At 61.6% G+C, this 26,277-nt stretch carries 25 protein-coding genes and 2 pseudogenes; 10 read left to right on the plus strand and 17 right to left on the minus strand.

The genetic code is table 11. The annotated features are described in order from the left end of the window. Positions 1–44: 44 nt before the first annotated feature. A complete protein-coding gene (locus AC1VON_RS23185) occupies positions 45–1,331 on the minus strand; it encodes an Nramp family divalent metal transporter (protein ID WP_483124981.1) in 1,287 nt (428 codons plus the stop codon). Between the two features lie 108 nt (positions 1,332–1,439). Beyond that, complete coding sequence (locus AC1VON_RS23190; RefSeq protein WP_483124982.1) at positions 1,440–2,042, minus strand: diguanylate cyclase; 603 nt, start codon at positions 2,040–2,042, stop codon at positions 1,440–1,442. Positions 2,043–2,117: 75 nt separating this feature from the next. On the opposite strand from AC1VON_RS23190, the pseudogene AC1VON_RS23195 reads away from it, so the two are divergent. Both AC1VON_RS23195 and AC1VON_RS23200 read left to right on the plus strand, forming a co-directional pair. Then, positions 2,118–2,417 (plus strand): annotated as a pseudogene (locus tag AC1VON_RS23195) (plasmid stabilization protein); the annotation flags it as partial. A gap of 339 nt (positions 2,418–2,756) precedes the next feature. Beyond that, entirely contained in the window at positions 2,757–2,987 is a 231-nt protein-coding gene (locus tag AC1VON_RS23200) for a transcriptional regulator (protein ID WP_483124983.1), read from the plus strand. Here the strand turns inward: AC1VON_RS23200 and AC1VON_RS23205 are convergent. Beyond that, positions 2,984–3,181: a helix-turn-helix transcriptional regulator gene (locus AC1VON_RS23205; protein WP_483124984.1), complete on the minus strand. Its 198-nt coding sequence runs from the start codon at positions 3,179–3,181 to the stop codon at positions 2,984–2,986. The genes AC1VON_RS23200 and AC1VON_RS23205 overlap by 4 nt on opposite strands. Positions 3,182–3,308: 127 nt before the next feature. Beyond that, positions 3,309–6,359: a Ti-type conjugative transfer relaxase TraA gene (traA, locus tag AC1VON_RS23210; protein ID WP_483124985.1), complete on the minus strand. Its 3,051-nt coding sequence runs from the start codon at positions 6,357–6,359 to the stop codon at positions 3,309–3,311. 172 nt (positions 6,360–6,531) lie between these two features. Here traA and AC1VON_RS23215 point away from each other — a divergent pair, with 172 nt between their 5' ends. From AC1VON_RS23215 to AC1VON_RS23225, 3 genes are all read left to right on the plus strand, one after another. Beyond that, positions 6,532–6,858, plus strand: coding sequence for a conjugal transfer protein TraD (locus AC1VON_RS23215; RefSeq protein WP_483124986.1), 327 nt, complete (start codon positions 6,532–6,534; stop codon positions 6,856–6,858). Between the two features lies 1 nt (position 6,859). Continuing rightward, complete coding sequence (locus AC1VON_RS23220) at positions 6,860–7,105, plus strand: conjugal transfer protein TraD (protein ID WP_483124987.1); 246 nt, start codon at positions 6,860–6,862, stop codon at positions 7,103–7,105. Positions 7,106–7,417: 312 nt separating this feature from the next. Continuing rightward, positions 7,418–8,989, plus strand: a complete 1,572-nt coding sequence (locus AC1VON_RS23225; RefSeq protein ID WP_483124988.1) for a putative bifunctional diguanylate cyclase/phosphodiesterase — start codon at positions 7,418–7,420, stop codon at positions 8,987–8,989. A 221-nt stretch (positions 8,990–9,210) separates the two neighbouring features. On the opposite strand, the pseudogene AC1VON_RS23230 reads toward AC1VON_RS23225, so the two are convergent. From AC1VON_RS23230 to AC1VON_RS23255, 6 genes and pseudogenes are all read right to left on the minus strand, one after another. Further along, positions 9,211–9,288, minus strand: a pseudogene (locus tag AC1VON_RS23230) (DUF982 domain-containing protein); the annotation flags it as partial. Positions 9,289–9,460: 172 nt separating this feature from the next. After that, positions 9,461–9,688 (minus strand): hypothetical protein, encoded by a 228-nt coding sequence (locus AC1VON_RS23235; protein ID WP_483124989.1) that lies wholly within the window; start codon positions 9,686–9,688, stop codon positions 9,461–9,463. 59 nt (positions 9,689–9,747) lie between these two features. Then, complete coding sequence (gene groL, locus AC1VON_RS23240) at positions 9,748–11,379, minus strand: chaperonin GroEL (RefSeq protein ID WP_483124990.1); 1,632 nt, start codon at positions 11,377–11,379, stop codon at positions 9,748–9,750. A gap of 60 nt (positions 11,380–11,439) precedes the next feature. Continuing rightward, entirely contained in the window at positions 11,440–11,754 is a 315-nt protein-coding gene (locus tag AC1VON_RS23245; protein ID WP_483124991.1) for a co-chaperone GroES, read from the minus strand. 575 nt (positions 11,755–12,329) lie between these two features. Next, positions 12,330–12,692: a hypothetical protein gene (locus tag AC1VON_RS23250; protein ID WP_483124992.1), complete on the minus strand. Its 363-nt coding sequence runs from the start codon at positions 12,690–12,692 to the stop codon at positions 12,330–12,332. Between the two features lie 158 nt (positions 12,693–12,850). Beyond that, complete coding sequence (locus AC1VON_RS23255) at positions 12,851–13,537, minus strand: GNAT family N-acetyltransferase (protein WP_483124993.1); 687 nt, start codon at positions 13,535–13,537, stop codon at positions 12,851–12,853. Positions 13,538–13,720: 183 nt separating this feature from the next. On the opposite strand from AC1VON_RS23255, the gene araD reads away from it, so the two are divergent. After that, the gene (gene araD, locus AC1VON_RS23260; RefSeq protein WP_483124994.1) at positions 13,721–15,451 is read left to right on the plus strand and encodes an L-arabinonate dehydratase; all 1,731 of its coding nucleotides are present in this window, start codon (positions 13,721–13,723) and stop codon (positions 15,449–15,451) included. A gap of 47 nt (positions 15,452–15,498) precedes the next feature. Here araD and AC1VON_RS23265 read toward each other — a convergent pair whose 3' ends face one another. The 6 genes from AC1VON_RS23265 to AC1VON_RS23290 all read right to left on the minus strand — a co-directional run bounded on the left by AC1VON_RS23265 (position 15,499) and on the right by AC1VON_RS23290 (position 22,045). Further along, a complete protein-coding gene (locus AC1VON_RS23265) occupies positions 15,499–16,494 on the minus strand; it encodes a LacI family DNA-binding transcriptional regulator (RefSeq protein ID WP_172350247.1) in 996 nt (331 codons plus the stop codon). Between the two features lie 132 nt (positions 16,495–16,626). Next, the gene (gene iolB / locus AC1VON_RS23270) at positions 16,627–17,424 is read right to left on the minus strand and encodes a 5-deoxy-glucuronate isomerase (RefSeq protein ID WP_483126365.1); all 798 of its coding nucleotides are present in this window, start codon (positions 17,422–17,424) and stop codon (positions 16,627–16,629) included. Positions 17,425–17,462: 38 nt separating this feature from the next. Beyond that, positions 17,463–18,434: an ABC transporter permease gene (locus AC1VON_RS23275; RefSeq protein ID WP_483124995.1), complete on the minus strand. Its 972-nt coding sequence runs from the start codon at positions 18,432–18,434 to the stop codon at positions 17,463–17,465. Positions 18,435–18,474: 40 nt separating this feature from the next. Continuing rightward, on the minus strand, positions 18,475–19,434 hold the full coding sequence (locus AC1VON_RS23280) for an ABC transporter permease (protein WP_172350245.1): 960 nt from the start codon (positions 19,432–19,434) through the stop codon (positions 18,475–18,477). Then, positions 19,434–20,951 (minus strand): sugar ABC transporter ATP-binding protein, encoded by a 1,518-nt coding sequence (locus AC1VON_RS23285; RefSeq protein ID WP_483124996.1) that lies wholly within the window; start codon positions 20,949–20,951, stop codon positions 19,434–19,436. The genes AC1VON_RS23280 and AC1VON_RS23285 overlap by 1 nt, the downstream gene beginning before the upstream one ends. A gap of 74 nt (positions 20,952–21,025) precedes the next feature. Further along, on the minus strand, positions 21,026–22,045 hold the full coding sequence (locus tag AC1VON_RS23290) for a substrate-binding domain-containing protein (RefSeq protein WP_172350243.1): 1,020 nt from the start codon (positions 22,043–22,045) through the stop codon (positions 21,026–21,028). Between the two features lie 221 nt (positions 22,046–22,266). On the opposite strand from AC1VON_RS23290, the gene AC1VON_RS23295 reads away from it, so the two are divergent. The 4 genes from AC1VON_RS23295 to AC1VON_RS23310 are packed head-to-tail and all read left to right on the plus strand — an operon-like array spanning position 22,267 to position 25,129. Beyond that, complete coding sequence (locus AC1VON_RS23295; RefSeq protein ID WP_172350242.1) at positions 22,267–23,178, plus strand: SMP-30/gluconolactonase/LRE family protein; 912 nt, start codon at positions 22,267–22,269, stop codon at positions 23,176–23,178. 11 nt (positions 23,179–23,189) lie between these two features. Then, a complete protein-coding gene (locus tag AC1VON_RS23300; protein WP_483124997.1) occupies positions 23,190–23,573 on the plus strand; it encodes a GlcG/HbpS family heme-binding protein in 384 nt (127 codons plus the stop codon). A 45-nt stretch (positions 23,574–23,618) separates the two neighbouring features. After that, on the plus strand, positions 23,619–24,386 hold the full coding sequence (locus tag AC1VON_RS23305; RefSeq protein WP_172350240.1) for an SDR family NAD(P)-dependent oxidoreductase: 768 nt from the start codon (positions 23,619–23,621) through the stop codon (positions 24,384–24,386). Between the two features lie 14 nt (positions 24,387–24,400). Further along, positions 24,401–25,129 (plus strand): SDR family oxidoreductase, encoded by a 729-nt coding sequence (locus AC1VON_RS23310; RefSeq protein ID WP_172350239.1) that lies wholly within the window; start codon positions 24,401–24,403, stop codon positions 25,127–25,129. A 45-nt stretch (positions 25,130–25,174) separates the two neighbouring features. Here AC1VON_RS23310 and AC1VON_RS23315 read toward each other — a convergent pair whose 3' ends face one another. Further along, the gene (locus AC1VON_RS23315; RefSeq protein WP_483124998.1) at positions 25,175–26,161 is read right to left on the minus strand and encodes an aldo/keto reductase; all 987 of its coding nucleotides are present in this window, start codon (positions 26,159–26,161) and stop codon (positions 25,175–25,177) included. Between the last annotated feature and the right edge of the window lie 116 nt (positions 26,162–26,277).

Here is a 26,277-nt window from a genome sequence, read left to right on the forward strand (position 1 = left end):
GCCGGCCGCCAAGTTCCCGTCAACCGGGAATTGCTCTCCGCGCGCTATTTCCAGAAGAGCTGAACGATCATCACGATCGCCGCGACCGCCATGACCGCGGTGGCAACCCATCCGACGATCCGCATCACCGGGGGCACCGTCGCCTTGCCCATGATGTCGCGCCGCTCCGTCATCAGCATCATCACGGCCATCACCGGAACGGCCACCACGCCGTTGACCACCGCGCTCCAGTAAAGGGCCTTGATCGGATTGACGGAGGTGAAGTTCAAACAGGCGCCGAGAAGCGTGGCGGTTGCGATGGTCACATAAAAGGCTTTGGCCTCAAGCGGCTTGCGGTTGAGGCCGGTCGGCCATTTGCGCGCCTCGCCCAGGGCATAGCCCGCCGAGCCTGCCAACACCGGGATCGCCAGCAGCCCAGTCCCGATCACGCCCAGCGCGAAGATCCCGAACGCAAACGCGCCAGCCACGGGTTTCAGCGCCTCGGCGGCCTGGCTTGTCGACGCGATGTCGGTGACGCCGCTGGCGTGCAGCGTCGCACCGGCCGTAACCATGATTGCCAGCGCAACCAGGTTGGAGAACGCCATGCCGATATACGTGTCGAGCCGGATGCGTTCGATCGCGCTCCCGGCCTGCTCCGGCGCTTTCTTGAGGGGTTTGCGCTCGGGCTTGGCTTTCTGGTCTTCGACTTCCTGCGACGCCTGCCAGAAGAATAGATAGGGGCTGATCGTGGTGCCGAGGATCGCCACCACCGACGTCCAGAAGCTTGGGTCGGCAGTCAATTCCGGGATGAACAGACCGCGAGCGACCTCACCCCACGGCACGTGCACGACCAGCACGGTACCGAAGTACGCAAAGAGCGACAGTGTCAGCCACTTCAGTACCGAGACGTAGCGGCTGTATTTGAGGAAGATCTGCAGGACGACGGATATCGCCCCGAACATGATGACATAGGCGAGATGGGGTCCACCGATAATCAGTTTCAGGGCGTCCCCCATGGCGCCGAGGTCGGCGCCGATGTTGATGATGTTGGCGATGAGGAGCAAGACGACGACCGACTGAAGCAGCCAGTTCGGATAATATCGGCGCATGTTCCCGGCGATCCCTTGGCCGGTGGTGCGTCCGATCCGGGCGCTGATCTCCTGCACCACCGACATCAGCGGATAGCTAAAGAGCAACGTCCATGTAAGACTGAAGCCGAACTGCGCACCCGACTGGGAATAGGTGGCAATGCCGCTGGGATCGTCGTCGGACGCTCCCGTGATCAGGCCAGGTCCCAAACTGCCAAGAAGCCTGGGCTTCGACGGGCCAACAACCGGATCGCTCTTTTGCATGCCGAAGGTTTCCTCCACTCCGGGCGAGGAAACTTGCCGCTAACACAAAAGCTCCGTGGTGCAGAAAATTTTCCTAGGCGATCCATCGGCGCCCGCCCGAAAGGGTGTTCAGCGGCGGGTGGTCTGCCCAGGATTTGCGTTTCGCGCCTTTTCAGGGACCAGCCTTCCGGCATTGGCGCGGAGCCCTCGGACGAATTCCTCGATATAGGGCAGGAATTCGAACAAGACCACCAGGGTAAGCATCGTCACGATGTACGCCACCGGTAGAGACTCTGGTTTCCAGACAAGGTTGAATCGTGCCGGTTCGGATCCCACGCTGAAGAGTGCCAGGAATTGGCCCCAGTGTCGGGAGACCACGATGATGATGCCCATCAATGGGATCATCTCCAGGAAGCTGTGTACGTGCTGCTCGACTGGCGTCACCGTCCGGACTGTTGTGGCGTAGCTCACGTCCCACATGGCGGTGGCTTCGTGGACGATAAACGCGACAAGCATGCTCGCGATGATCAGGGCGTTGATTTCGAGGAACATCGCCGCCAGCAGCGGAATGCCAACCTCAGCGAACATCAGGAGATGGATCAGGGACTCTTTAGCACCGGTGGTCGTTTCGATGTGCGACGCGCGATGACATAGCCAGTCTGCAAACCCGGCCAATAGCCAGAGCGGAAGGATGAAATACATCAGGATAAGAACGCTCGGATCAGACAGCATGACGGTCCCCAGCAGCTTGCGCGGAACTCTCGCGCGACCTTGCCGTTCAAACTAGCTCAAACAGGAGATCCGACCATGCCACGTGGCGAAAAATCGAAATACACCGACAAGCAGGAACGCAAGGCCGATCATATTGCGGAAGGCTATGAGAAACGCGGGGTCTCCGAAAAAGAGGCCGAACGTCGCGCCTGGGCGACGGTCAACAAGGACGACGGCGGCGGCAAGAAGGAGGGTGGCTCCGGCCGAGGCAAGCATACTGGCCATCCCACCGCGCATAAGGGTGGCGAAAAAGGCGGTCAGGCCTCATCGTCGCGTTCGGCGGCCGATCGCTCGGCCTCCGCGAAAAAGGCCGCCGCGACCCGCAAGAAAAGTTCCGGGCCTCTCCAGACGCTGTTGAAGTCGGCAAAGGACCTGGAAACGCGCTGTGCCCGCGACCGACCTCGCAACAGCAGAATTGCGGGGTCGGTATCGTCAAAAGATCTAGGGGTTTTAGCAATCCGCCGTTCGCAGCGGCTATGCGTGACGGAGGGCAAAGTCGTGCTGTTGTCGGAATCAGCCATGATCCGAGCTCCTAACAGCTTGGGGCGTGGCAAGGCTGCTGAAGGTGGTCGTAACACCGTCAGCAGCCGCAGAAAGCGCCTCCTATAATCGTATCAGGGTTACGATAGCTCCAGTGACGATGCAGATTAACGTAAATCGTAGCGATGTTACGAAATGAACATCATCCAGTGCAAGATGGCACGGGTCGCCCTCGGCTGGGGGATGAGAGACTTGGCTCGAAATGCTCGTGTATCGCCCGATACTGTGGCCCGATTTGAGCGGGGAGAAGAACTAAAAGTGACTACCGTCGGTGCACTCCGCGACACGTTCGAAGCAGCCGGAATAGAATTCATTCCAGAGAACGGCGGTGGCCCTGGCGTTCGTTTATCGCGCAATCAGAGCTAGGAATCTCTTCGCCAGGCGACCGGATTTTCGATCCATTGATTTACTTCTGATTCCCGCCAGCCGGCCCCGTTTATGCTGATTTTGATCTGGGCTGGGAACGTGCCTTCGGCAATCTTGCGATAAAGGGTTGAGCGGGACAGGCCGGTCCGGTCAAGGACGGTTCTGAGGCGTACGATGCGATCTGGCTGAGACATAGCTCGCCTGCTTCTCATTGGTTGTTGCCGGTACCTGCTGGGACAGACAGGACGGACCGAAAGCTGGACACAACCAGGTTTGTCGCTTCAGCAGTCTGCGGCGTGGAAACGGCGGCAAACCGGATGGTCAGATTCCGATGCCTTTGCCTCGGCCAAGCCCGATGCTGTGGTTAAAGGCGAGTTCCGCCCCGAGACGACGGCCGGATTCGATCTGAATGCCGAGCGCCTTCTTATGATTGGCAAGGAGTGACTCAAGTTGAGGATCGCGTTCGAGGCTCTTGGCCATGTCGGACATGGCCGAGCGCGTTGATTTGTAGCCGGACATGTCGCCGGCCTGATATTGCCCCCGTCCTGTCCGATCGAGCTTTTGCCAGCGTTCCACAAACCGGTCGGCGCGGCGGCCGGGATCGATGTCCATCCCAGTGCGGATTTCCGTCTCAAGCTGGAGAGCAAGCACGATGCGGTTGACGCGGCCGGCCCCCGCTTCGCGGACAAGTTTGGGATTTTTCACATAGGCCGCTTCGGCATCGCGCCAGCCATGCGGCCGAACCTGCTCGAAAGCGCTACGGGCATCCCTCAATTCGCGCATCTGGTCGGGACTGCCCTGCCCGTCCGCATTTGCATTGTGCGATATCGCGTCGAGAGCGCGCGCGTGACGCACAAGCGCCTTCGTGCGAGCGCTACGCAACGCAGCTTCCGCGTCTATCGGCATATCCGTGTCGCGCGACACTCCCGTGGCGGGAGTTTTCCTTTCGGGCGTGGAGCCAGCATCTCCGATTTGCGTCCCAGTATTTTCCCTTGCCGGCCGACCACGTTCTTGGCCGGGTTCGACGTCTCCGGGCGAGCGCCACCCGTCCAGCAGTCCGCCGATCCTGTCGCGCAGCTTCTCGGGAACGATGCGGCGCACGATCTCGACCACGCGGTCACGGACCGTGATGCCGCGCCGCTCGGCATAGTGTTTCGCCGGGTCGATCTGATCGTAGTCCGACGCCATGTCCTTGGCGCGGTCGCGTGACAGCGTCCGGACCAGCCGTTCGCGGGTTGCGAAGTCATCGTTGCCGTAATGCAGTTCCATCCCTTCGCGATGCCGCGACAGGGCGACGTAGCTGCCATGGGCATCCATGCCCGGCGTCGCCAGCACATGGGTCCGGTCGACGGTCATACCCTGCGCCTTGTGGATGGTCGCGGCATAGCCATGGTCTATGTGGGCATAGTCTTTCAGGTCGAAGCGCACCGATCTGTCATCATCGGTGCGCACGGTCATGCTCTGTGTGCTGAGCTCCTCCACGATGCCCAGCGTGCCGTTCTTGACGCCGAGCCCGCGCTCGTTGCGCAGGAACATGACGCGGTCGCCGCTGGCAAAGTTTCTTGGGCCGCGTTCGACAGTCACTTGCACTTCGTCGCCGAGATCGCCGGCGGCGCGCATGCGCCCCCGCGCTGCCCGGTTCAGCGCGCGCACTTCGTCATTTGTATGGGTGAGAATGATCCGGCTTGCCTCTGGATGCGCCTGTCTGTCGCGATCCCAGCGCTCGACCAGTTCGTTACGTGCCTCGTCGCGCGTCGCGGCCTGATGCACCATGCCTTGTGCCTCATAGGTATCGATCGCAGCGGCGATCCTGCCGGTTGCCAGATCGCGCGTTGCGTCGCGCTGCCAGTCCTCGCGCTGCCGGCGCACCTGGCCGATTTCGACGCCGCCATGTCGCTCGTGAATCGAGCGGAATGCGGCGCCAGCTTCGATCGCCTGCAACTGCTGCGGATCGCCGACGAGGACGACTTTTGCGCCAACGTCCGCCGCATGGGAAAGCACGCGCTCCAACTGGCGCGTGCCGACCATGCCGGCCTCATCGATCACCAGGACATCGCGTGCTGTGAGCAGATCCGTGCCCTGTCCCCAGCTATGCTCCATGCTGGCAATGGTGCGCGAAGCAATTCCTGATCCGCTCTCGAGATTTTCAGCGGCAATGCCGGAGAGAGCGGCGCCTCGGACCTCGTAGCCCGCCGTTGCCCATGCCTGGCGCGCAACGCCCAGCATGGCGCTCTTGCCCGTTCCGGCAAAGCCGACAATGACACCAAGACCACGGCCATCGGTGATATGCGCAAGCGCATCGGTCTGCTCGCCTGACAGAACAAGCCCGCGTTGTGCTGCGCGCGCCAGTGCTGCTTCGCGATGGACGTCACTCACCGCGTGTCGCTCGTCCATGTCCATACGCTCCGCCGCGCGGTGAAGGCGCTGCTCGGTCTCGATCATCTGCCGGGTGGTGAAACGGTCTTCGCCGCGCCTGTCCTTGCCGAGCTCAATCAGATCGGGTGAATTGCTGATGGCTGCCACCACCACGTTGAACTGCTCGAGACCATCGCTGTGGCGATGCGCAAACTTCGCCATGTCCTTTCGGGTGAAGGTCGATTGCTGATGGGTGATGGCATCGAGCGCCACGGATGGATCGGCAATGATGCGCGCACCATTGTTGCGCGCGATCTCGCGATGCAGTTCGGCGCGATCTGCTTCCATGTCGCCAGCAGCAAGGCCACTGCCCTCGATACGTTGCGCCGGTGCACCAATCTGGGTCTGCGGCTCGAGGGAAATGCCCTGCGCTTCCAGGCTGCGATGATCGATGCGGGCGTCGATGTCGAGTTCGGCCAGGCGCTCGTTCGCAAGCTCGGCCCACCGCTCGCGCCAGCGCTCGACCAGCTGGGTAGCATTCCAGTCTCGAACCTTTGACCCAAAACCATTCTCGTCCACGGCCCGCATGGTGAGCATGACATGAGCATGCGGCTTGGGACTGCCATCCTCCGCCCTGTCCCAATGCACATTGAGATCGGCCACCATACCCTTGCTGACAAACTCGGCTTGTACAAAGTCGCGCGCCAGTTCGATGCCTTGCGGCTGGCTGAGTTCGCGTGGCAGCGCAAACTCGACCTCGCGCGCGAGCTGCGCATCCTTGCGCACCTCGAACGCCTCGACATCGTTCCACAGCCTCTCGCGGTCGCGCCAGGCCTCCGGTGCGTCCTCCGGCAACATCACCTCGGAATGAACGACACCGCGCTTGGCCGAAAAATCATGGCTGCGTTCGATCCGCTCGTCACGCAGCCGCGAAGCCGAGCGGTAGGCGGCAGACGCCACGGCACTGGAGCCTGCCTTGCGGCCAATGACCTTGACGTGAAGATGATAGATCGCCATCGCGACAGGATCATTTGCACGGCAAAGCGTACGTCGGCACGACGTATAAGCGCGCCCTCCCTCGAAAAAATCTCGGGATGGACCAGCCCGTCCCGGGCTGTCTCGGCAACCCTGAAGCCTTCCGGCGGACGCTCGCTTATCATCGCCGCATCAACAATCAACGGAGACAACCATGCGAAAACCACGGGACTTCGACGCCGAACTGAAGGCGCTGGAAGACAAAGCGCGAGAACTCAAAACGCGAAAGGTGCAGCAGCTTGGCGACCTGGTGATCGCCACCGGCGCCGATCAGCTCAGCACCGACGAACTCGCCGGCGCGCTCGTCGCCATCGCCGAGACGAAGGAAGCCGCAAAGCGTGAGGCATGGGCCAAGCGTGGAGTAACGTTTTTCGAGAGCCGGTCCCGGCGAACTGCTCCGGCATCTCAGCGCAACCTGCGCAGCGCTCAAGCGCAACCGGGCAGCGCGCAATCGCCGGCAGGCGGCGCGGGCTCGGCATGATATGCGCACCTGGCAGGTCGAGCGACGCAAGCGCACCCGACATCTGATCGAACTCGGAGGTCTCGTCGTCAAGGCTGGCATCGTCGACCTCACCGGCGATAACCGCGCCATAATCTACGGCGCACTGCTCTGGATGGCCGCCAAGCTCCAGAGCCATGAAGGCGAGCATGCGCGGGACTTCTGGGCCAAGAAGGGAAAGCGGGCGTTCGAAACGGAACGGCATGAACAAAAGGGCCAGGGGACGTAGCGGTGTTTGGTGGGAAGTGGCGATCGGCAGAAGCAAGGTTGCCCCTCATCGTGCACCGCGACATCTCGTGAGCCTCCTCTGTTCACTCCCGCGAAAGTCTTGGAGCGAACCATGGCGTAAATCTTCCTTGCCGCGCAAGTGCTTCACTCGGCCGATGATGATGACCAGTGCCCAATGCCACCCTACCGTAGGTGTCTCCGCAGTGGGGCCGAGGGAACGGCCAGTCTGCAGTCGTGCTCCCGCGTCGCACCGTTTGACGGTCTTAAGCGATCGTTCAGCCAACCGAGCGAATATGGCGGCTGGAGCACGACCATGAATTCCCGCCTTTTGACCTGGCTTAAGGATATGATCATCCGGTATCGCTTCACCTTGACCGATATGGGCATGATAGCCGCTGTCGTGATCGCAGCCGGCTTTGGCATTTGGCAATTTGACGTCTTTCCAAACGAGTCCGTCGTCGAGAGGGATCTCACCTTTGAGCTTGACGAGATATTCGCCGTATGTGCGCTCGGCTTTGCTTTGTTTGGGTGGTCGCGGCTTGGGGCGCAAAGGCGGGAGATTGGCCGCCGGCGGGCGGCAGAAGAAGAGGCTCGTGCCCTAGCTTTCGAGGACACACTCACTGGTCTTCCCAACCGGCGCCAGTTCAACTCTGCCCTTAAAGCAGCTCTGGCAGCTCCGCCTGGTGCGGATGCCGTCCACGCGGTCTTCATGCTCGATCTCAACGGGTTCAAGCGCATCAACGATGTTCATGGACACCCGACGGGTGATGAGGCGCTGATCCAGACGGCGATCCGCCTCCGTAAGGCGATTCGGGACAACGATATGGTCGCGCGGTTGGGGGGTGACGAGTTCGCAGTTCTGGCTCGCCATCTGGCAGGTGCCGAGGCCGCTGCGACCCTGGCTCTAAGGATAATCGACGCCTTGAAAGATCCCGTGCCCACGGGTGCGGGTGAGCATTCGATCGGCGCGGGCATCGGCATTGCCCTGGCACCCGCCGATGGGGCTGACGCCGAAACGCTCGTGCGCAAAGCGGATGTCGCGCTCTATCGCGCCAAGGCTGTGGGTCAGAGTGCGCTACGCTTCTTTGAAGAGGAGATGGACCACCATATTCGGGAGCGCGACAACCTTGAGCGCGATCTTCGTGCGGCGATCGGCACGAGTAAATTGGAAGTAATCTACCAACCGAGAATCGACCTGAAGAGTGGCGCGATCATCAGCTTTGAAGCCACGATCCGATGGATGCATGACCAATATGGAGAATTGGACACGGCGCGCCTCATCGCCATCGCAGATACCACAGGCCTCATTCAGGCGCTTGTGGACGATCTTCTACGAAAGGCCTGCCGGGATGCAGCCACGTGGGGACGCAATGTCACGCTGTCTCTTGGAGTGCCCCCGGCGCTTCTCAGGGACGATACGTTTGGGCTCCGTATCGTCGCTATTCTTGGAGAGAGCGGCCTGCCCGCATCGCGTCTCGAACTGGAGATTACCGAAAGTGCGCTGGTTGCCGACCTCGACGCCGCCAAGCGCGTTCTCGGAGCCATTCACGAGACCGGAGTGAAGATCGCGCTGAACAATTTCGGAACGGGTTATTCGAGCCTCTATCATCTGCGCAATTTCAAGTTGGACACCATTAAGATCGATCGGAGCTTTGTTCAGGCGATGGCCGAGAATCCGGAGAGTGCCGCGATCGTACGCGCGTTGGTCGGGCTCGGGTCCGGTCTAGGGCTGACGGTTGCTGCAGAAGGAGTTCAGAACGAGCAGCAGCAAACGATGCTGGTGAATGAGGGATGTCAGCAGGGTCAGGGCTTCTTGTTCAGTCATGCGGTCAGCGCTGACGAAGCTCGTCGACAACTCAACACACAATCGGCCCTATTCGCTTAGCGCGGCCTGGTTTTCCCGAGTTGCTGGATAAGCATAAGGCGGCCTTCTCGTCTCACTTTCCCAGGAGTTGCCATTCCGTTTTCGGCCCCAACCGAGACGCTTCCTTTTGTCGTTTGACGGAGGCATGCGATCGTCCAGGTTGCGTCGTCTGCAAAGCAAACACTTGCCTCGGCGCTGATCTCGCTATGAGGCTTTGACCAGGCCTGCATGACGGGCTGCTTTCAAAATGCCCTTCTTGCTTGTTGCGGAGCCCGCCATCCGTCCAAGGAGTCGCGGCACGTGCGGCGGGCAGCTTGATAGCTTGGTCCTCTCGCTCATTCTGCGATTGATCACGGTGGGACTCAAGTGCGTACCAATTGATGGCAACCACCCGCTCCCTCGAGGGTTCCCACGCGCAGTCCGTTTCACGCCGTTAGCTCAATCGTCCGGTAGCCCTTCCCACGGCGCGCGATGGATCGCGCGCGGCGCGCCTTAGCTTGCCGAACTCCCGTTTCCAGGGCCCTTGCTGGCGGTAAGATCTCGCGCGGCCAGAAACATCACCGTGTATGCTGCCTTGCGCCGATCCCAACCCGCGGCCTCCGCTCTGTCGAGCAACTCGACCAGTAGCGGGTCGAGAGCGACTTTCAGGTCCGTTTCGTAGTTCAGATCGGTGGCCGCACGCGACGGCGGGGGGATTACGTTAAAGTTCATCACGTTCATGCTCTACCCTTTTGGCAGGGGGGCCGCGCCCCGGTGGGCGCGGACCTTGCCATCTTTTGTCAGAAGCCCATTCCACCGGCGCCTGACATTGGAGGAACCGGCGCTTCCTTCTTCGGCTTCTCGGCCACCATCGCCTCGGTGGTGACCAGCAGACCGGCAACCGATGCCGCATCCTGGAGCGCGGTCCGCACCACCTTCACCGGATCGATGACGCCCTCGTTGTAGAGGTCGCCAAACGCGTTGGTCTGTGCATTCCAGCCCCAGCCGAATTCGGGCTTCTCGCGCAGCTTGCCGACGATGATCGAGCCTTCCGCGCCGGCATTCTCGGCGATCTGGCGCACAGGCGCCTCGATCGCGCGGCGCACGATCTCGATACCGTGCTTCTGGTCCTCATTCTCGGCCTGCACGCTGTCCAGTGCCTTGGCCGCCCGCAGAAGCGCCACGCCGCCACCTGGCAATACACCTTCCTCGACCGCAGCACGCGTCGCATGCATGGCATCATCGACGCGCTCCTTGCGCTCCTTGACTTCGACTTCGGTCGAGCCGCCGACGCGAATGACCGCGACGCCACCGGCAAGCTTAGCCAGCCGCTCCTGCAGCTTCTCGCGATCGTAGTCGGAGTTGGTCTCCTCTATCTGCCCCTTGATCTGGCCGACACGGCCCTGGATTTCCTCCTTGCGGCCGACGCCGTCGACGATGGTGGTATTCTCCTTCTCGATCACCACCTTCTTGGCGCGGCCGAGCATCTGCAGGGTCACGTTCTCCAGCTTGATGCCGAGATCCTCGCTGATGGCCGTGCCACCGGTGAGGATGGCTATATCCTCCAGCATGGCCTTGCGACGGTCACCGAATCCGGGCGCCTTGACGGCGGCTACCTTGAGGCCGCCGCGCAGCTTGTTGACGACCAGCGTCGCCAGCGCCTCGCCTTCGACATCCTCGGCGATGATCAGCAGCGGTTTAGCGGACTGCACCACGGCTTCGAGAACCGGTAGCAGCGCTTGCAGATTGGACAGCTTCTTCTCGTGGATCAGCACATAGGGCTCGTCCAGTTCGACGCGCATCTTATCCTGGTTGGTGATGAAACACGGGCTGAGATAGCCCCGGTCGAACTGCATGCCTTCGACCACTTCGAGCTCGGTCTCGGCGGTCTTGGCTTCCTCGACAGTGATGACGCCTTCGTTGCCGACCTTCTGCATTGCCTCCGCGAGGAAGCGGCCGATCTCGGCGTCGCCATTGGCCGAGATCGTGCCGACCTGCGCGATCTCGTCGTTCTTGGTCACCTTGCGGGCATTGAACTTCAGTTCGGCGACCACTGCGTCCACCGCCTTGTCGATGCCGCGTTTCAGATCCATCGGGTTCATGCCGGAGGCGACAGCCTTGGCGCCCTCCTTCACGATCGCCTGGGCGAGAACAGTGGCGGTCGTTGTGCCGTCACCTGCCAGGTCATTGGTCTTAGAGGCCACCTCGCGGACCATCTGAGCTCCCATGTTCTCGAACTTGTCCTCAAGCTCGATCTCCTTGGCGACGGTCACGCCGTCCTTGGTGATGCGTGGCGCACCGAACGACTTGTCGATGACGACGTTGCGGCCCTTCGGGCCGAGCGTGACCTTCACCGCATTGGCGAGAATGTCGACGCCGCGCAGCATCTTCTCGCGCGCTTCGGTATGGAATTTCACTTCTTTCGCAGCCATTGGATCACTCCTTCAATTCTCAGGCAGCTTTCGTTGACTGGTTGACGTTCGAAGAAGCCGTCAGGCAGCCTTCTTCAGAGTGGCGGCCTGATCGATCACGCCCATCACGTCGCTTTCCTTCATGATGATGAGATCCTCGCCATCCAGCTTGACCTCCGTGCCGTACCATTTGCCGAACAGGATGCGGTCGCCGATCTTGACGTCGAGAGGCTGAAGTTGGCCCGCCTCGCTGCGGGTGCCGGGACCAACGGCGATGACCTCGCCCTCCTGCGGTTTCTCCTTAGCGGTGTCGGGAATGATGATGCCGCCGGCCGTCTTCTCCTCGGCTTCGATGCGGCGGAGCAGAATGCGGTCGTGCAATGGACGGAACGTCATATCGTTCTCCTTCGGGACAAACAGATTTTTGAGGTTCCTCCGCACCGGACGGCAATATCGGCCAGTGCAGGGTGCCGCGACCCTTTTCACGCGTCGCGCGCATATCGAGCTAGTTTCGGTATTTTCGAGTTTCAAGAGGTCGCTCGAATAATTTGGGCACTCTCCATTCAAGACCGCTAGGGGCATGAATTCATGCATATATTTCGCCAGGGCGCGGTTTTCAGGTCTCGAAATTCGCACCGAACTCCACGAAGTTTTGCGGCGGTTGAAGTCGAAGGGAAACGGCCCACAACGATGCCAAGGAGATTGTTAGGAAGCGGAGACTTTCGATGGAACAAACCTTGTCGAAAAATGTCCCCTCGATCGCCCGTGGAACTTGTGATCCTTCGCTGACCGACTGCTGTTTCCGGCGCGGCACTTCAGTCATCCCAATGATGTGGTGGGCGACCCCACGCTCGACACTCAGGAAAAGCGCGCCATTCTTGCCTCATGGGCGTGCGATGCCTGCACAGTCGAATCCGTGCCTGTGCTGCGAAAACCACCGGGTGCTTCGAGCCCGGTGACGTTCGACGCCGTCATGAATGCACTTCGCCGCCTGGACGACGTTCGCGCCAAAGTTGCAGATGCGTGTTGCGGCTGCGCCACATAAAAAAGCCCGCCACCTCTCGGTAGCGGGCACAGACAAGGTTGGAACTCGCACCGCATGGGCGGCAGTGCAGCCTTCTAATTTCGTCAGCAGGAAATTGTTCCGCAAAAAGGCCCGCCGTCCCTTGGGGGAGATCAGCGGGCAAGTCCAGGAAGTGCGCTGGGATCAACCAGCATCGGTCAACGAGCGGCGGCAGGGTCGGTTCCGATTTAACCGCAACCGACCCGGCCATTCCCCTTTCGGTGCGCAGGCCTATGTCGCCAATCAGTCGCATCCAGACAAGGTCGCTCATGCACACCCCACGTCGTGTGAGGCGCTATCCCCTTAGAGCGCGCCAGATGTCAGCCCAATAGGCCGTCGCGAAAGCAGGCCGTCCGGTATCCGACTAAACCTGGAGACAACCTGCCGTTTAGCTTGTGGTCCTATAACAAACGTTGGAGCACTGTTGAATTACCGCGTCAGACGTGCGCTCTGGTGAGGCGCTGCAATGCCGCAGACAAGCTCAGGTTCGTGCCGCAGCCCGCACGCCTCCACCATTCGGCGGGATGGTAAGTTCGTTGGTGAGATAAGCTGATAGACGTGGGTCGCGTTGAGATCGCGGAATACGCTGACAATCATAAGCGCGTTGACGTAGCTGCCCAGCCCTTTACCCCGCTGCGCTTCCGCCACAGCAACAAGCCCGCCCCAAGCATATCGGTGATAGGGGCTGAAGGAGTTGTGTGGCAGGTAGCCGTGAGCCACTGCCACTGCAGTGCCGTCCTTTTCACCAATCGTCACAGTGGATGCGGGGCCCACGCCGCCCGTCAGCATCGAGCCTGAAAATGGCACCACGCCCGCATCATTCATAAGGGTCTGAATTCCAACCATGTCCCTTCCCTGCGGGTCGGCCGGCCGCTCAAGCTCCCTAAATTCGTCCGGTAAACCATGTGACAGGATTGCCTCCGAAGCTGCGAGAGCGGAACGGCGATCAGCAAGGAAAACGTCCCATCTATCAAAGCGGAAACCCTGTGCTTCCAGATGGGATTGTAGCCTGTCCGCATTGCTGGATGGGATAAGACGGAAGCCGCAGACGCCGTCGCGATCGAGAAATTCAGCAATCCGTGCCCAGCCCAGTCGCTCGGGGTCGTCGCAGCCCATGGTACGCCCTGTCTGGCAGGCACCGGCTGTTACGTTGATGAACTCAGCACTCGCCTCCGCCTGAGCCTGCAGAAGTGCACGTCGATATTGTATCGACAGTAAGCCTCATTCGAGACCCTGTCGCAGGCGCCTTCAAGCCGATCGTGCACGACAGGCGCACCCAAATTGCTTCGGAATCTGATCATGACAAAAGCAGCCGCCGACCTTAGAAGCGCACGCTGGTTCGCGCCCGACGATCTCAGGTCTTTCGGCCATCGCTCACGCATGATGCAGATGGGCTATGGTGAAGCCGACTGGGGCGGCAGGCCGGTCATTGCAATCCTCAACACATGGTCCGACGCCAACCCGTGCCATGCCCATTTCAAGCATCGCGTCGAAGACGTGAAGCGTGGGGTGCTGCAAGCGGGCGGATTCCCCATGGAGCTTCCGGTGCAGTCGCTGTCGGAAACCCTCGTCAAGCCGACCACCATGCTCTACCGCAATCTCCTCGCCATGGAGGCGGAGGAGCTGTTGCGTTCACATCCGGCCGACGGCGCGGTGCTGATGGGCGGTTGCGACAAGACCACGCCGGGTCTTGTGATGGGCGCCATTAGCGCCGGACTGCCGATGATCTTTCTGCCGGCTGGGCCCATGCTTCGCGGCAACTATCGCGGCGAAGCGCTGGGCAGCGGCTCCGATGCATGGAAATACTGGGACGAGCGGCGTGCCGGCAAGCTTACCGCCGAGGCATGGGCCGGCGTCGAAGGCGGCATCGCCCGCTCCTACGGCCATTGCATGACCATGGGCACCGCCTCGACCATGACAGCGATCGCTGAAGCCATGGGGCTGACGCTGCCGGGTGCGAGTTCCATTCCGGCGGCCGATTCCAACCACATCCGCATGGCAGCGGCAGTTGGCCGCCGAGCGGTCGAGATGGTCTGGGAGGACCTGACGCCAGCGAAGATCATCACCGCCAGCTCAGTTGCCAACGCCGTCGTCGTTGCAATGGCGACCGGCTGCTCGACCAACGCGGTGATCCATCTGATTGCCATGGCCCGTCGCGCCGGTGTGCCTTTGACGCTTGACGACCTCGACGCCGTCAGCCGAACCACACCGGTCGTCGCCAACATCCGGCCGAGCGGCAAGACCTACCTCATGGAAGATTTTTTCTATGCCGGCGGCCTCCGGGCGCTGATGGCCCAGTTGGGCGACAAACTCGACCGGTCCGCCCTCACAGTGTCCGGACACTCGCTCGGCGAAACGCTTGAGGATGCGGAAGTGATCAATTCCGACGTCATTCGCAGCCTCGACAATCCGGTCTACCACGAGGGCGCGCTTGCCGTGTTGCGCGGCAATCTGGCGCCCGATGGCTGCGTCATCAAGCCATCCGCCTGTGCGCCGCATCTTCTCGTTCACGAGGGCCGTGCCGTGGTCTTCGATAGCTATCCGGACATGAAGGCCGGTGTGGAAGATCTCGACTTCGACTGGCAGGCCGATGACGTGGTGGTGTTGCGCAACGCCGGACCGCAAGGTGGGCCAGGCATGCCGGAATGGGGGATGCTGCCTATACCCGCCAAGCTGATCAAAGCAGGCATCCGCGACATGGTACGCATTTCCGACGCCCGGATGAGCGGCACCAGCTATGGCGCCTGTATCCTCCATGTCGCGCCGGAAGCGCATATTGGCGGTCCGCTTGCCGCGCTGCGGACCGGCGACCGCATCTTGCTCGATGTACCAAACCGGACGCTGAACGCAGTGCTTGGCGACGCCGAGATTGCATCGCGGCTATCCAGCCTGCCTGCCAGACCCGCTCCCTACGGGCGCGGCTATGGCTGGCTCTTCGCCCGCCATATCTCCCAGGCCAATGATGGCTGCGACTTCGATTTTCTTCAAACCGGCTTCGGCCCTGCCGTGCCCGAACCGCAGATTTTCTAGACCTTGTTGAGCGATAGAGCTTCGGGCAGACGTGGCTCGGTCCTGTGTTACTTGTCCGCCGCGCCAATGCCGGCCGTCGAACCGCGCACGACCAGCTGGCTCATGATGCGGCGGCTGCCGGCGTCGCGATCCTTTCCGGCAATGGCCCGCAGCAGCGCCAGGGCCGCAAGCCTGCCGCTTGCCCCGATCGAGACGGTGACGGTCGAGAGCGCGGGCGACCATATCGAGGCCTCGGGCACATCGTCGAAGCCCACCACACTCATTTGATCCGGCACACGAATGCCGCGGCTGGCCAGCCGCGACATGATGCCGAATGCCATCAGGTCATTGTAGGCGACGATCGCCGTCACGCCGCGCGCGACAGCGATGTCGGCCGCCTGGACGCCGCCATCGAATTTCGGCGTATAGGGACCGAATATCTGGGCCTCAAGCTTGAGATCGGCCATCGCGGCTTCAAAACTCTTGCGTCTTTGCGTGTTGGACCATGATGTAGAAGGGCCTTCAGCGTAAGCGATATGGCGATGTCCAAGCGCTGCAAGATGTTCGACCGCCTGTCGGCTGCCGGTGCTGTAGTCGATGACGATCGAGGAGACCCCTTGCAGCTCACGGTTGATCAGGACAACGGGTTTGCCAGTCACAAGTTCGCTGATCTCGCTGTCGCCAAGACGCGACGAGGCAACGATCACTCCATCCACGCGCGGCAGCATGGTTGTGATGATCTCGCCTTCGTCGACCGACTCCTCGTTGGTATCGGCCACGATAAGACTGACGCCACTGCGGCGAAGCTCCTGCAAGACTGATTTCGTTAAGACGGAAAAGAATGGATTCTCGATGTCGGGCACGACAAGGCCGATGACGCCCTTGCCGGATTTGCCCATCAGCATCTCGTCAGCACCGACATAGCCGGCCTTCCTGGCCGCTGAGACAATAGCCACCCGCGTCTCTTCACGCACCAGGTCGGGACGTTTGAGCGCGCGCGAGACAGTCGCCGTGGAAACACCGACCTGCGCTGCAATCTCGGCCAGGGGAGCCAGGCGTTTCATGGTGATCGACTTCCGTTGCGACCCCGCGGCCTGTCCATTCCTGTCGAATCGCAGTTTCCGCTCCGCAGGATCATGCGCCAGGCAGCGGCGGCAGCGCAAACGGCGCCTTTTGCACAACGACTTGCGCGCAAATTATGCGACCAGAAACTCATGCGACCGTTCATTGTGAAAGCGCCAAATCCGTTTCGGTCCAGCCATGACGTTGAGATAGTAAAGATTGAAACCATACGGTGACGATACCGGGTGATAACCTTTTGGAACAAGCACCACATCCCGATCATACACAGCCATGGTTTCATCGAGGGAACGGTCGTCTGTATAGACACGCTGGAATCCATAGCCCTGCGGCGGCGAGAGGCGATGATAGTAGGTTTCCTCCAGAGCGCTCTCATTGGGCAGATTGTCGGTGTCGTGCTTGTGCGGCGGGTAGCTCGACCAATGCCCCCCGGGCGTCACCGATTCCACCACTAGCAGGCTTTCGGCTTCAGCCGTCTCCGGCAAGATGTTGCGGACATAGCGTGTGTTCGTACCGGTTCCGCGGGTGATCTTCTCGACCTCATCGGCCCGGATCAGCCGCGGCGTGTATTTCCCGACGGCGGGTGCGCTGCACACGGCCAGTTCCAGCTGGCTCGACGCCGTGACGATGAACTCGGTTCTCGGAGGGAGGTAGACCGAGAACGGTGCATCGTCGAAAGGCGTGAGGCGCCCACCCACCGCCGGGAAACTGTATGAACCCGCCTGCACCGACCCGAGGCCACTGACAAATACAAGCAGCGCCTCGCGATCACCCGTCGATCGCTTGAGCGTCTTGCTGGCGGCAAGGTCGTAGACATCGAACCCGACATAGCGCCATTGGGCGGATGCCGGGGACACGTCATGAACCTGCCCGTCGGGGCCGGAGCGGTTCGGTTTGACAAGCAAATTCGGCATTTGTTCGTGGCCCTTGCGAATGCGGAGGAGTTCAGAGTTCATCGTCGCTGGAAGCGGATGAAGAGGAAGACGAAGGCGAGAATGATCGCACCCTGCACGATCTGTTCGACGTAAATATTGACGCCAAGCAGCACCATCAGATTGTTCAGCACGCCAGATACGAGCACGCCGCCGAGCGTCGAGATCACCCCGCCGACACCACCCAGCAGGCTGGTGCCGCCAAGCACCACCGGTGCGATCGAGTCCAGGGTAAACGAGGCGCCGATGGTCGGCTGGCTGTAGCCCAGCCGGTTGATCGAGATGATGCCGGCCACCGAGGCGCAGAGACCGGCAATGACGTAGATGAAGAACTTGACCTGGCCGACCTCGATGCCGGAGCTGATCGCGGTCCGTTCATTGCCGCCTATGGCGTAGACGCTGGCGCCGAAGCGCGTGAACGCGAGCAGTACCCAGGCAACCAGCGCAACGAACAGCCAAAGGAAGATGATGAGCGGCACCGGCCCGATCTTGTCGAGGCCGAAGACCAGCGCCATGTGATCGGTCTCATAGATCGGATAGCCGTTGGAGACGATGTAGGTCATGCCGAGCGCTGCCTGCATCATGCCCAAAGTGGCGATGAAAGGCGGCACGCGGCCGACCACCACCAACAGCCCGTTGATCGCGCCGCAGCCGAGGCCGACGCCAAGCCCGCCAAGACGCGCCACGAGCGGTCCATGATCCTGCAGCGAGAGCGTGACAATCGAACTCAGCGCGGTTATCGACCCCAGCGACAGATCGATGCCGCCGCTCAGGATGACGATCGTCTGCCCAATGGCGAGCGTGCCGGTAATGCTGTTCTGTGCCAGGATGTTGAGCAGGTTGCGCGGCTGCATGAACGTGCCGCCCGAGGCGATCTGTGCTGCCACCAGCAGGATCACGAGAAGCAGCACAATCAGGCTGCGCACACCGAGCAGGCGGCGAAAAGGGCTCTCCCCGTGCGCGGAGGGTTCAACAGTATCGGTCTGGGTCATGCGACCGCTCCATCAAGCCTGGTTGCAACAAATCCCGGCATCAGCGCGACACCATGAGCCGCGAGCGGAAGGTCACCGATATCCAGAGCGCGGCGCCAATGGCGATGAAATTCCAAAATGGGTTGACCCCGGTGAGCGTCAGGATATTGCCGAGCATCGTCAGGATGATCACGCCGATGACCACGCCGGCCAGCTTGCCGGTGCCGCCGAACAGATCGGTGCCGCCAAGGACGCAGGCAGCGATTGCCTGCAATTCGTAGCCCTGACCGTAAGTGGGCAGCGCCACTGTGGAGCGGGCCGTGAATATCAGGCCACCAATAGCCGCACAGACCGCGGACAAACCGTAGACAAGCACCAGGATGCGAGTGGTATTGATGCCCGATACACGCGCCGAGTCCTCATTGCCGCCGGTCGCATAGATGTGGCGGCCAACCGGCAGTCGCGCCAGCAACACATAGCCTGCGACAATGACAGCGGCCCAGATGACCTGCGGCCAATAACCATTGCCTATGGCGAAGAATGCCGGATCGGCCAGGTTGACCGGCCCGCCGCTGGTAAGTGTCAGAGCCAGTCCACGCGCGATGGCGAGCGTGCCGAAGGTGACGATGAAGGGCGGCATGCGGCCGAGTGCAACCACCGCTCCGGTCAGCCCACCCAACGTGCCGCAGACGACGAGGCTGCCGGCAATCCCCAAGGGAACGCCGCCGACGGTAACCCCAAGAGCGCCGACCACCGCAGACAGCGCCAAGACCGAGCCGACGCCGAGATCGATGCCGCCGGTGAGAATGACGAGGAACTGACCGATCGCAAGCACGCCGATGATCGACGACTGGTAGAGGATGTCGACGAAATTCTCAGGCGTAAGGAACAGCGGGCTGACCGAAGTGCCGATGATGATCAGCACTGCCAGCAGTATCCAGGAGCTGTACTCCAGCGCGACCGTCCTCGGCGTCAGCCGGCGGCTGAAGCGGCCGGGCTCGGTGGTCGAGTTCGTGCTCATCACGCGGCCTTTTCCGGTTCGTTGCGGCTTGAACTGGGAACCGCATGCGCCATCAACTCTTCCTGGGTGGCCGTGCGACCGTCGAGCTCCGCCGCGATGCGTCCCTCCGAGATCACCAGGATGCGGTCGCTGAGCGACAGGATCTCGGGCAGCTCGGACGAGATCAGCAGGATCGCCATGCCGGAGGCGACAAGATCGTCGACCAGTTTGTAGATCTCGACCTTCGCCCCGACATCGACGCCACGGGTCGGCTCGTCGAGGATCAGCACCTTGCAATCGGTGGCGAGGCACTTGGCCAGGACGACCTTCTGCTGGTTGCCGCCGCTGAGCCCGGACACCCGCATGTCGAGGCGCGGCGCCTTGATCGCCATGCGCTTGGCGAGCCGGTCGATGCGTTCGCGCAAGGCACGGAAGCGGATGAAGCCGAAGCGGGTCATGCGTGGCAGCACGCTGAGCGAGGCATTCGCTCGAATGCTGAGCACCGAGACCAGACCCTCGGCCTTGCGGTCCTCGGGAACGAGACTGATACCCATCGCCACTGCCTGGCTCGGCCCCTTGATGCGGCGCGCCTTGCCCTCGAAGTAGATGTCGCCGCTATCGAAATGGTCGAGCCCGACGATGGCACGCGCCAGTTCCGTCCGCCCTGCCCCGACAAGGCCGGCAATGCCCAGCACTTCGCCCTTGCGCAGTGAGAACGAGATGTTTCGCAGCACGCGTCCTCGGGTCAGGCGCTCGACCCTGAGCACCTCCTCACCCACGCTACGACCGCCCATCGGCTTGTTCAGGTCGCCGAGCGAACGGCCGACCATCATGCGAATCAGATCGTCCTTGCTGGTCTCGCTCACCGGCTTGGTGGCAACGAACTGACCGTCGCGCAGCACCGTGACCCGGTCGCCAAGCGCAAAAACCTCTTCCAGATGATGAGAGATATAGATGATGCCGATGCCGCGCTGGCGCAACCGCCGCACCACATCGAACAGCACGTCGAGATCCTTGCCTGAGAGAACCGTCGACGGCTCGTCCATGATCAGCACCTTGCCATTCAGCGACAGCGCACGCGCGGTGGCGGTCAGCTGCTGCAGTGGGATGGGCAGGTCGCCGACTTGGGCGTCGACCGGAAACTCGACGCCAAGCATCTCGATGAGTTCGCGCGACATGGCACGCATCTTCTTGACGTCGACGCCTCCAAAGGTCGTGCGCGGCTCATGGCCGAGATAGATGTTCTCGGCGACGGTCAACTGCGGCACGAGGTTGAGATCCTGGTAGATCACGCTGATGCCGAGGTCCCGCCGTTCGCGCACCTGCGTGCGGCGGACCGAATTGCCCTCGATGAGGATATCCCCGGTATCCTGGATCACCGCGCCGGCGAGGATTTTTATGAGCGTTGATTTGCCGGCGCCATTTTCGCCGATCAGGCAGTGAACCTCGCCGCTGAGCAGATCGAACGATACGTCTCGCAAGGCGACCGTGCCGGGATAGGCCTTGGTCAGATTTCGGGCTTCGAGCAGAGGCTCCACTGTCAGGTTCTCTTTGTTGGAGGGATCCGGCGCCGAAGCGCCAGATCCTCTCGGCGAGAGGCTCGCCTGGCTGGTCACTTCGGCGCGAATGCCATCTTCTGATCTTGCATCTGGGCCAGCAGGTCCTGGGCCTCCTTCTTGGCGGCGTCGGTCAGGCTGTTGATGCAGATGAACGGCTTCGGCGGATGCGCCGGGATCTCCTTGCCGGCGAGCAGATCAGCCACATACGGCATGATGATCGGCCCGAAATAGGGAGTGTTGGTGCAGTCGGCGGCGAAATTGCCCGCGGCGACTTCCTTCACCGCCTCAAGCTGGCCGTCCTTGCTCAGAATGCCGCCCAGCAGTTCGTCGCGGCCGGCCGCCTGAATGGCCTTCAGCGCACCAATCGCCATCTCATCGTTCTGAGCCCAGACGAGGTCGATCTGGCCGGCGGGATGCGCGGTCAGGAAGTTCTCCATGATCGTCAGGCCCGGGCCACGTTCGTTATGCCCGTCCTGCGTCGCGATGATCTTGATGTCCGGGTGGGCGGAGATGACCGACTTGAAGCCTTCGTCCATGCCGATCTGCGGCGTCGAGCCGACGGTGCCGACCAGCTCCACGATGTTGCCGGCGGGTGATCCCTTGCGCAGCTTCAAAGCCTCGACCGCGGACTTGCCGAGTTCAACGCCGACCGCCTTCCAGTCGACTTCGATCAGGATCTTGTACTGGCCTTTGCCAGGCGGCACGCCAAGCCCACGGTCCGCCACGATTAGCGGCACGCCGGCAGCATCGGCAAGAGCGGCGATTGGAGTGGCCGCCTGCTGTTCGGCGGGCTCCACGATCAGCACCTTGGGTTTCAGCTTAAGCAAGTCCTGAACCTGTGCGACCTGCTTGGATTGGTCGCCTTCGGCCTGCACCCACTGGATCTTGTAGCCTGCCTTCTCGGCCTCGGCGAGAATGCTGTCGTTGTTGGCGGTGCGCCAGCTGTTGTAGAGCCCTTCCTGCGCAAAGGCGATAAGTGGCTTCTCCTGAGACAGCGCCGTTGCAGTAGTTGCAAAAATTGCAACGCTAGCCATCATCATGGCCGTGAGATTGAGACGGATCGTCGATTGCATCGATTTCCTCCACACGTTCTAACCATCGCCCGAAATGGACGCGATTTCATCATTTCTCGGGGGATATTTGCGAATTTCCTCACCCGGCGGGATGACGCCTCCTCCCAGCATCTGATCCCTCGGCATTGCAAGAATGCAAGCTATTGACTAGTTCTTGCAATATCGACAAAAGTTGCAGAAAGTTTTCATCTCGTCAACAGCTACGTGCGGGGGAGTTTGATATGGGGAATGTGAGGCTGGTCGAACCAACCGCGAACCGCTGCGGCGAGGCCGCGACGTGGTGTGCGGCCGAGAACGCGCTCTACTGGTGCGATATCGGCCGATTCCTGGTCCACCGCTACGATGAGTCGAGCGCTAGCGTCCGGTCCTGGGAGTTTCCCGAGACGGTGGTCGCCCTTGCCCCGACCACGCGCAATGGCGTGATGCTGGTGACGCTTGGCAGCCGGCTGGTTCTATGGCGGCCAAAAGACCATTCCATCGAGCCTCTTCCTATGACCCTACCTGGCTATCCCAGAGTCAGGTTCAACGACGGGCGCGCCGATCCCCAAGGCCGCTTCTGGGTGGGCTCGATGGAGAACAACATCCTGGAAAATGGCGACCTCGATTTCGAGGTCGAGGCCAATTGGACGACACCGGGACTGGGCACGCTCTTTCGCATCGAGGCGTCCGGCGCCAGCACCGCCATGAGAACCGAGATCGGGATTTCCAATACCGTCTGCTGGAGCCCGGATGGCAACACCTTCTATTTCGGCGACACCACCGCCAACGAAATCCGCGCCTTTGATTTCGACGGATCAACCGGAGCGATCGGCAATGGCCGCGTCTTCTTCGCCGGCTTCGAGCGCGGCAGGCCGGACGGCTCGATCGTCGATAGCGAGGGCTATCTGTGGAATTGTCGTTTTGGCGGCAGCTGTGTCGTGCGCGTGTCTCCGGATGGAAAGATCGACCGCATCGTCGAGATGCCTTGCACCGACGTGACGACATGCACCTTCGGCGGCGCCGACTTCAAGACGCTCTACATCACCACCGCGATGATGCGGCTGCACAGGGGCGAACGGCTGGCCGGCGCGCTCTTTGCCCTCGACACCGACATCGCCGGGCTGCCCGAGCGCAGCTTCCGGCCGGCCAACTGAAAGGTTTTGACATGAGAATCGACGATGCCCGCGCCATGATCGCGAAGGCCCACCAACGCGCTGCCGAAATCGGTATCCAAGTGGCGGCGGCGGTGGTGGATTCGGGCGGCAATCCGGTGGCGTTCGAACGGATGGACGGAACGCAACTGGCATCGCTGACGATCGCGGCCGGCAAGGCCTACACCGCCATCTCCTGGCAGCGGCCCAGCGGCGAGTTGTGGCCGATCGCCCAGCCCGGCGCCGGCGGGTTCGGCATCAACAGCATCGATCAACGCTTCGTGCTCTCGCCCGGCGGACTGCCGGTCAGGCGGGACGAGACGATCATCGGCGCCATCGGTGTCAGCGGCGGCACAGGCGAACAGGACGAAGACTGCGCCCGCGCGGCGCTCCAATAGGCTTTTGAAAATGGCGCTGGCGGCGTCGACAATTGGAGGAAGGGTTTGACGAAGTTTCTCGAATTTGGACTGAACGGTAAGGTGGCGCTGGTGACCGGCGCCGGCCGCGGCCTGGGTCGCTCGATTGCTTTGGCACTGGCGCATGCCGGAGCCGATATCGCAGTCAACGGAAGCAAAGCAGCAGGGCTTGCCAGTGTCGCCGCCGAAATCAAGGCAATGGGCCGACGGGTGGTCGAAGTTCCAGCCGACCTGTCCGATGTCGCCCTAGTCGGGGCCATGGTGAAGAAGGCCGAGAGTGCACTCGGCCCGATCGACATTCTCGTCAACAATGCCGGCATCAACCAGGTCGAGCCTTCGCTCGATGTGGCGCCGGAGACCTGGGACCGGCTGATGGACGTCAATCTCAGGGCGCCATTCTTCTGCGCCCAGGCCGTCGCCGGCGGCATGATCGAGCGCCGGCGCGGCAAGATCATCAACATCGCTTCCGACGCAGGCATCGTCGGCTATGCCGGCCATGCCGCTTACGGCACGACCAAGGGCGGCCTTATCCAGCTGACCCGCATCCTCGCGGTCGAGTGGGGACCGCACAATGTGCAGGTCAATGCCATCTGTCCGGGCGCCACATGGTCGGACATGACGACGCCGGCCATGCAGAAGCCCGAGATCGCCAGGGAGTTGCTGGCGCGTGGCGTCGCCGGCCGCATCACCGATCCCGAGGAGATCGGCGCCGCCGCTGTGTTCCTGGCATCCGAAGCGTCCAACATGATCATCGGACAGGCGCTGGGTGTCGAAGGCGGCTCGATCGCGAAATGACAGGAGGAAGCAGGATGGATCGACTGAAGGATCAAGTCGCGATCGTGACGGGAGCGAGCAAGGGCATCGGTCGCGCCAGCGCGCTCGGACTGGCCCGCGAAGGCGCTGCGGTCGTTGCCGTAGCCCGCTCGGCGGACAAGCTCGAAAGCCTCAAGGCCGAGATCGAACAACAGGGTGGCCGCTGCCTTGTTGTGGCCGGCGACGTCGCGCAGGAGGCGACAGCCAGGCAAGCCGTGGAAGGGGCGGTCGACAAATTCGGCCGGATAGACGTGTTGCTCAACAATGCCGGTATCGGCAGCTATGCCGATTTTCTCGACTATGACGTCGAGGCCTATGACGAGATCATGAACACCAACATGCGCAGCACCTTCCTGTTCACCCGCCATGCGGTGCCGGTGATGAAATCGCAGAAGAAGGGGCTGATCCTTCAGGTCTCGTCACAGGCCGGCATCCGCGGCTTCACGCGCGAGGCTGTCTATTGCGCGACAAAGCATGCACAGGTGGGCTTCACCAATGCGTTGCGCATCGAACTTCAGCCCTTCGGCATCAAGGTGGCGGTGATCTGTCCGGCCGGAGTGAAGACCGAGTTCGCCCTCGGCAAGGGGCGCACACAGGACTTCATCGACCAGTCCGGTTTTCTTGAGGCCGAGGATGTGGCGGATGCCGTGGTCTTTGCCGCGACACAGCGGCCGAACGCACGCATGACGCAGATCAATCTGATCGCTCTCGAAGAAGGGCTTTAGGATGTTTCAGGTGGGGCCGCACCGTGCGGCCCCGCTATGCCCTGCTCACCAGCGCTGATGAACGAACGGTTTCACATCGGTCTCATAGATTGCCTTCAACTGCGCCATCACCTCCGGGGACAGCGCCGGAAGTGCGGCTGCCTGCGAATTGGACCTGGCCTGTTCGGCAGTCCTTGCCCCTGGAATGACGACCGTGACGGCATCGAACATCAGGATCCAGCGCAGCGCGAACTGCGCCATGCTGACACTGCCGACGAGCGGTCGGATACGTTCGATCACCTCCAACCCCTTGTCGTAGGGCATTCCGGAAAAGGTCTCCCCGACATCGAAGGCTTCGCCATTGCGATTGAAGTTGCGGTGGTCCGCCTTGTCGAACTGGCTGTCCGGCTTGAACTTGCCCGACAGCAGCCCGCTCGCCAGCGGGACGCGTGCGACGATGGCAACATTCTTCTTCCTGGCCTGCTCGAAAAACAGGTCGATCGGCCGCTGGCGCAGGATGTTGAAGATGATCTGCACGCTGACCACGTTGGCAAACTCGATCGCCTTGAGCGCTTCCTCGATGCGCTCGACGCTGACGCCATAGGCTTTCAGCCTGCCGCTGGCGACGATCTCATCGAGCGCGGCGAAAACCTCCTGATGGTAGTAGAGATCGGTCGGCGGACAATGCAGTTGCACCAGGTCGAGCGCATCGGTCTCGAGAAAATCCAGGCTGCGCTGCACCCAGCTTTTCATGTTCTCAAGCGTGTATCCCGACACCAGTTGGATCGGCAGCCGTTTGCCGAGTTTGGTCGCGATGAAGGGACGCGGCCCGCCTCGCCTTTTGAGCACCTTGGCGATGAGCTTTTCGGAACGGCCATCGCCATAGACGTCAGCGGTGTCGATGAATGTCACGCCTAGATCAAGCGCTGCATCGAGCGCGGCCAGCGCCTGGTCTTCCTCGACCTCGACCCATTGGCCGCCGCCGATGCCCCAGGACCCGAAACCGATCTCGCTGACGTTGCGACCCAAGCGGCCAAATTGACGATTTTTCATGGCGATGTGTCTCCTCGTAAAAGCCAAATATGTTTGCAGATATCGGTAACATAATTTTGCGGATCGCCGCCAGATGAATCTATTCCAGAATCGTCGATATTTCGGCAGAAACAGGC

This window comes from Mesorhizobium sp. HAY1-8B, assembly GCF_056868045.1.

Coding starts and splice junctions, on each gene's coding strand:
- AC1VON_RS23265 (WP_172350247.1), bottom strand. CDS start 16,494: ATGAAACGCCTGGCTCCCCTGGCCGAGATTGCAGCGCAGGTCGGTGTT.
- AC1VON_RS23215 (WP_483124986.1), top strand. CDS start 6,532: ATGCGAAAACCACGGGACTTCGACGCCGAACTGAAGGCGCTGGAAGAC.
- AC1VON_RS23190 (WP_483124982.1), bottom strand. CDS start 2,042: ATGCTGTCTGATCCGAGCGTTCTTATCCTGATGTATTTCATCCTTCCG.
- AC1VON_RS23250 (WP_483124992.1), bottom strand. CDS start 12,692: ATGAGCGACCTTGTCTGGATGCGACTGATTGGCGACATAGGCCTGCGC.
- AC1VON_RS23200 (WP_483124983.1), top strand. CDS start 2,757: ATGAACATCATCCAGTGCAAGATGGCACGGGTCGCCCTCGGCTGGGGG.
- iolB (WP_483126365.1), bottom strand. CDS start 17,424: ATGCCGAATTTGCTTGTCAAACCGAACCGCTCCGGCCCCGACGGGCAG.
- AC1VON_RS23280 (WP_172350245.1), bottom strand. CDS start 19,434: ATGAGCACGAACTCGACCACCGAGCCCGGCCGCTTCAGCCGCCGGCTG.
- traA (WP_483124985.1), bottom strand. CDS start 6,359: ATGGCGATCTATCATCTTCACGTCAAGGTCATTGGCCGCAAGGCAGGC.
- AC1VON_RS23300 (WP_483124997.1), top strand. CDS start 23,190: ATGAGAATCGACGATGCCCGCGCCATGATCGCGAAGGCCCACCAACGC.
- AC1VON_RS23235 (WP_483124989.1), bottom strand. CDS start 9,688: ATGAACGTGATGAACTTTAACGTAATCCCCCCGCCGTCGCGTGCGGCC.
- AC1VON_RS23185 (WP_483124981.1), bottom strand. CDS start 1,331: ATGCAAAAGAGCGATCCGGTTGTTGGCCCGTCGAAGCCCAGGCTTCTT.
- AC1VON_RS23295 (WP_172350242.1), top strand. CDS start 22,267: ATGGGGAATGTGAGGCTGGTCGAACCAACCGCGAACCGCTGCGGCGAG.
- AC1VON_RS23225 (WP_483124988.1), top strand. CDS start 7,418: ATGAATTCCCGCCTTTTGACCTGGCTTAAGGATATGATCATCCGGTAT.
- AC1VON_RS23220 (WP_483124987.1), top strand. CDS start 6,860: ATGCGCACCTGGCAGGTCGAGCGACGCAAGCGCACCCGACATCTGATC.
- groL (WP_483124990.1), bottom strand. CDS start 11,379: ATGGCTGCGAAAGAAGTGAAATTCCATACCGAAGCGCGCGAGAAGATG.
- AC1VON_RS23205 (WP_483124984.1), bottom strand. CDS start 3,181: ATGTCTCAGCCAGATCGCATCGTACGCCTCAGAACCGTCCTTGACCGG.
- AC1VON_RS23310 (WP_172350239.1), top strand. CDS start 24,401: ATGGATCGACTGAAGGATCAAGTCGCGATCGTGACGGGAGCGAGCAAG.
- AC1VON_RS23290 (WP_172350243.1), bottom strand. CDS start 22,045: ATGCAATCGACGATCCGTCTCAATCTCACGGCCATGATGATGGCTAGC.
- AC1VON_RS23315 (WP_483124998.1), bottom strand. CDS start 26,161: ATGAAAAATCGTCAATTTGGCCGCTTGGGTCGCAACGTCAGCGAGATC.
- araD (WP_483124994.1), top strand. CDS start 13,721: ATGACAAAAGCAGCCGCCGACCTTAGAAGCGCACGCTGGTTCGCGCCC.
- AC1VON_RS23255 (WP_483124993.1), bottom strand. CDS start 13,537: ATGGGCTGCGACGACCCCGAGCGACTGGGCTGGGCACGGATTGCTGAA.
- AC1VON_RS23245 (WP_483124991.1), bottom strand. CDS start 11,754: ATGACGTTCCGTCCATTGCACGACCGCATTCTGCTCCGCCGCATCGAA.
- AC1VON_RS23275 (WP_483124995.1), bottom strand. CDS start 18,434: ATGACCCAGACCGATACTGTTGAACCCTCCGCGCACGGGGAGAGCCCT.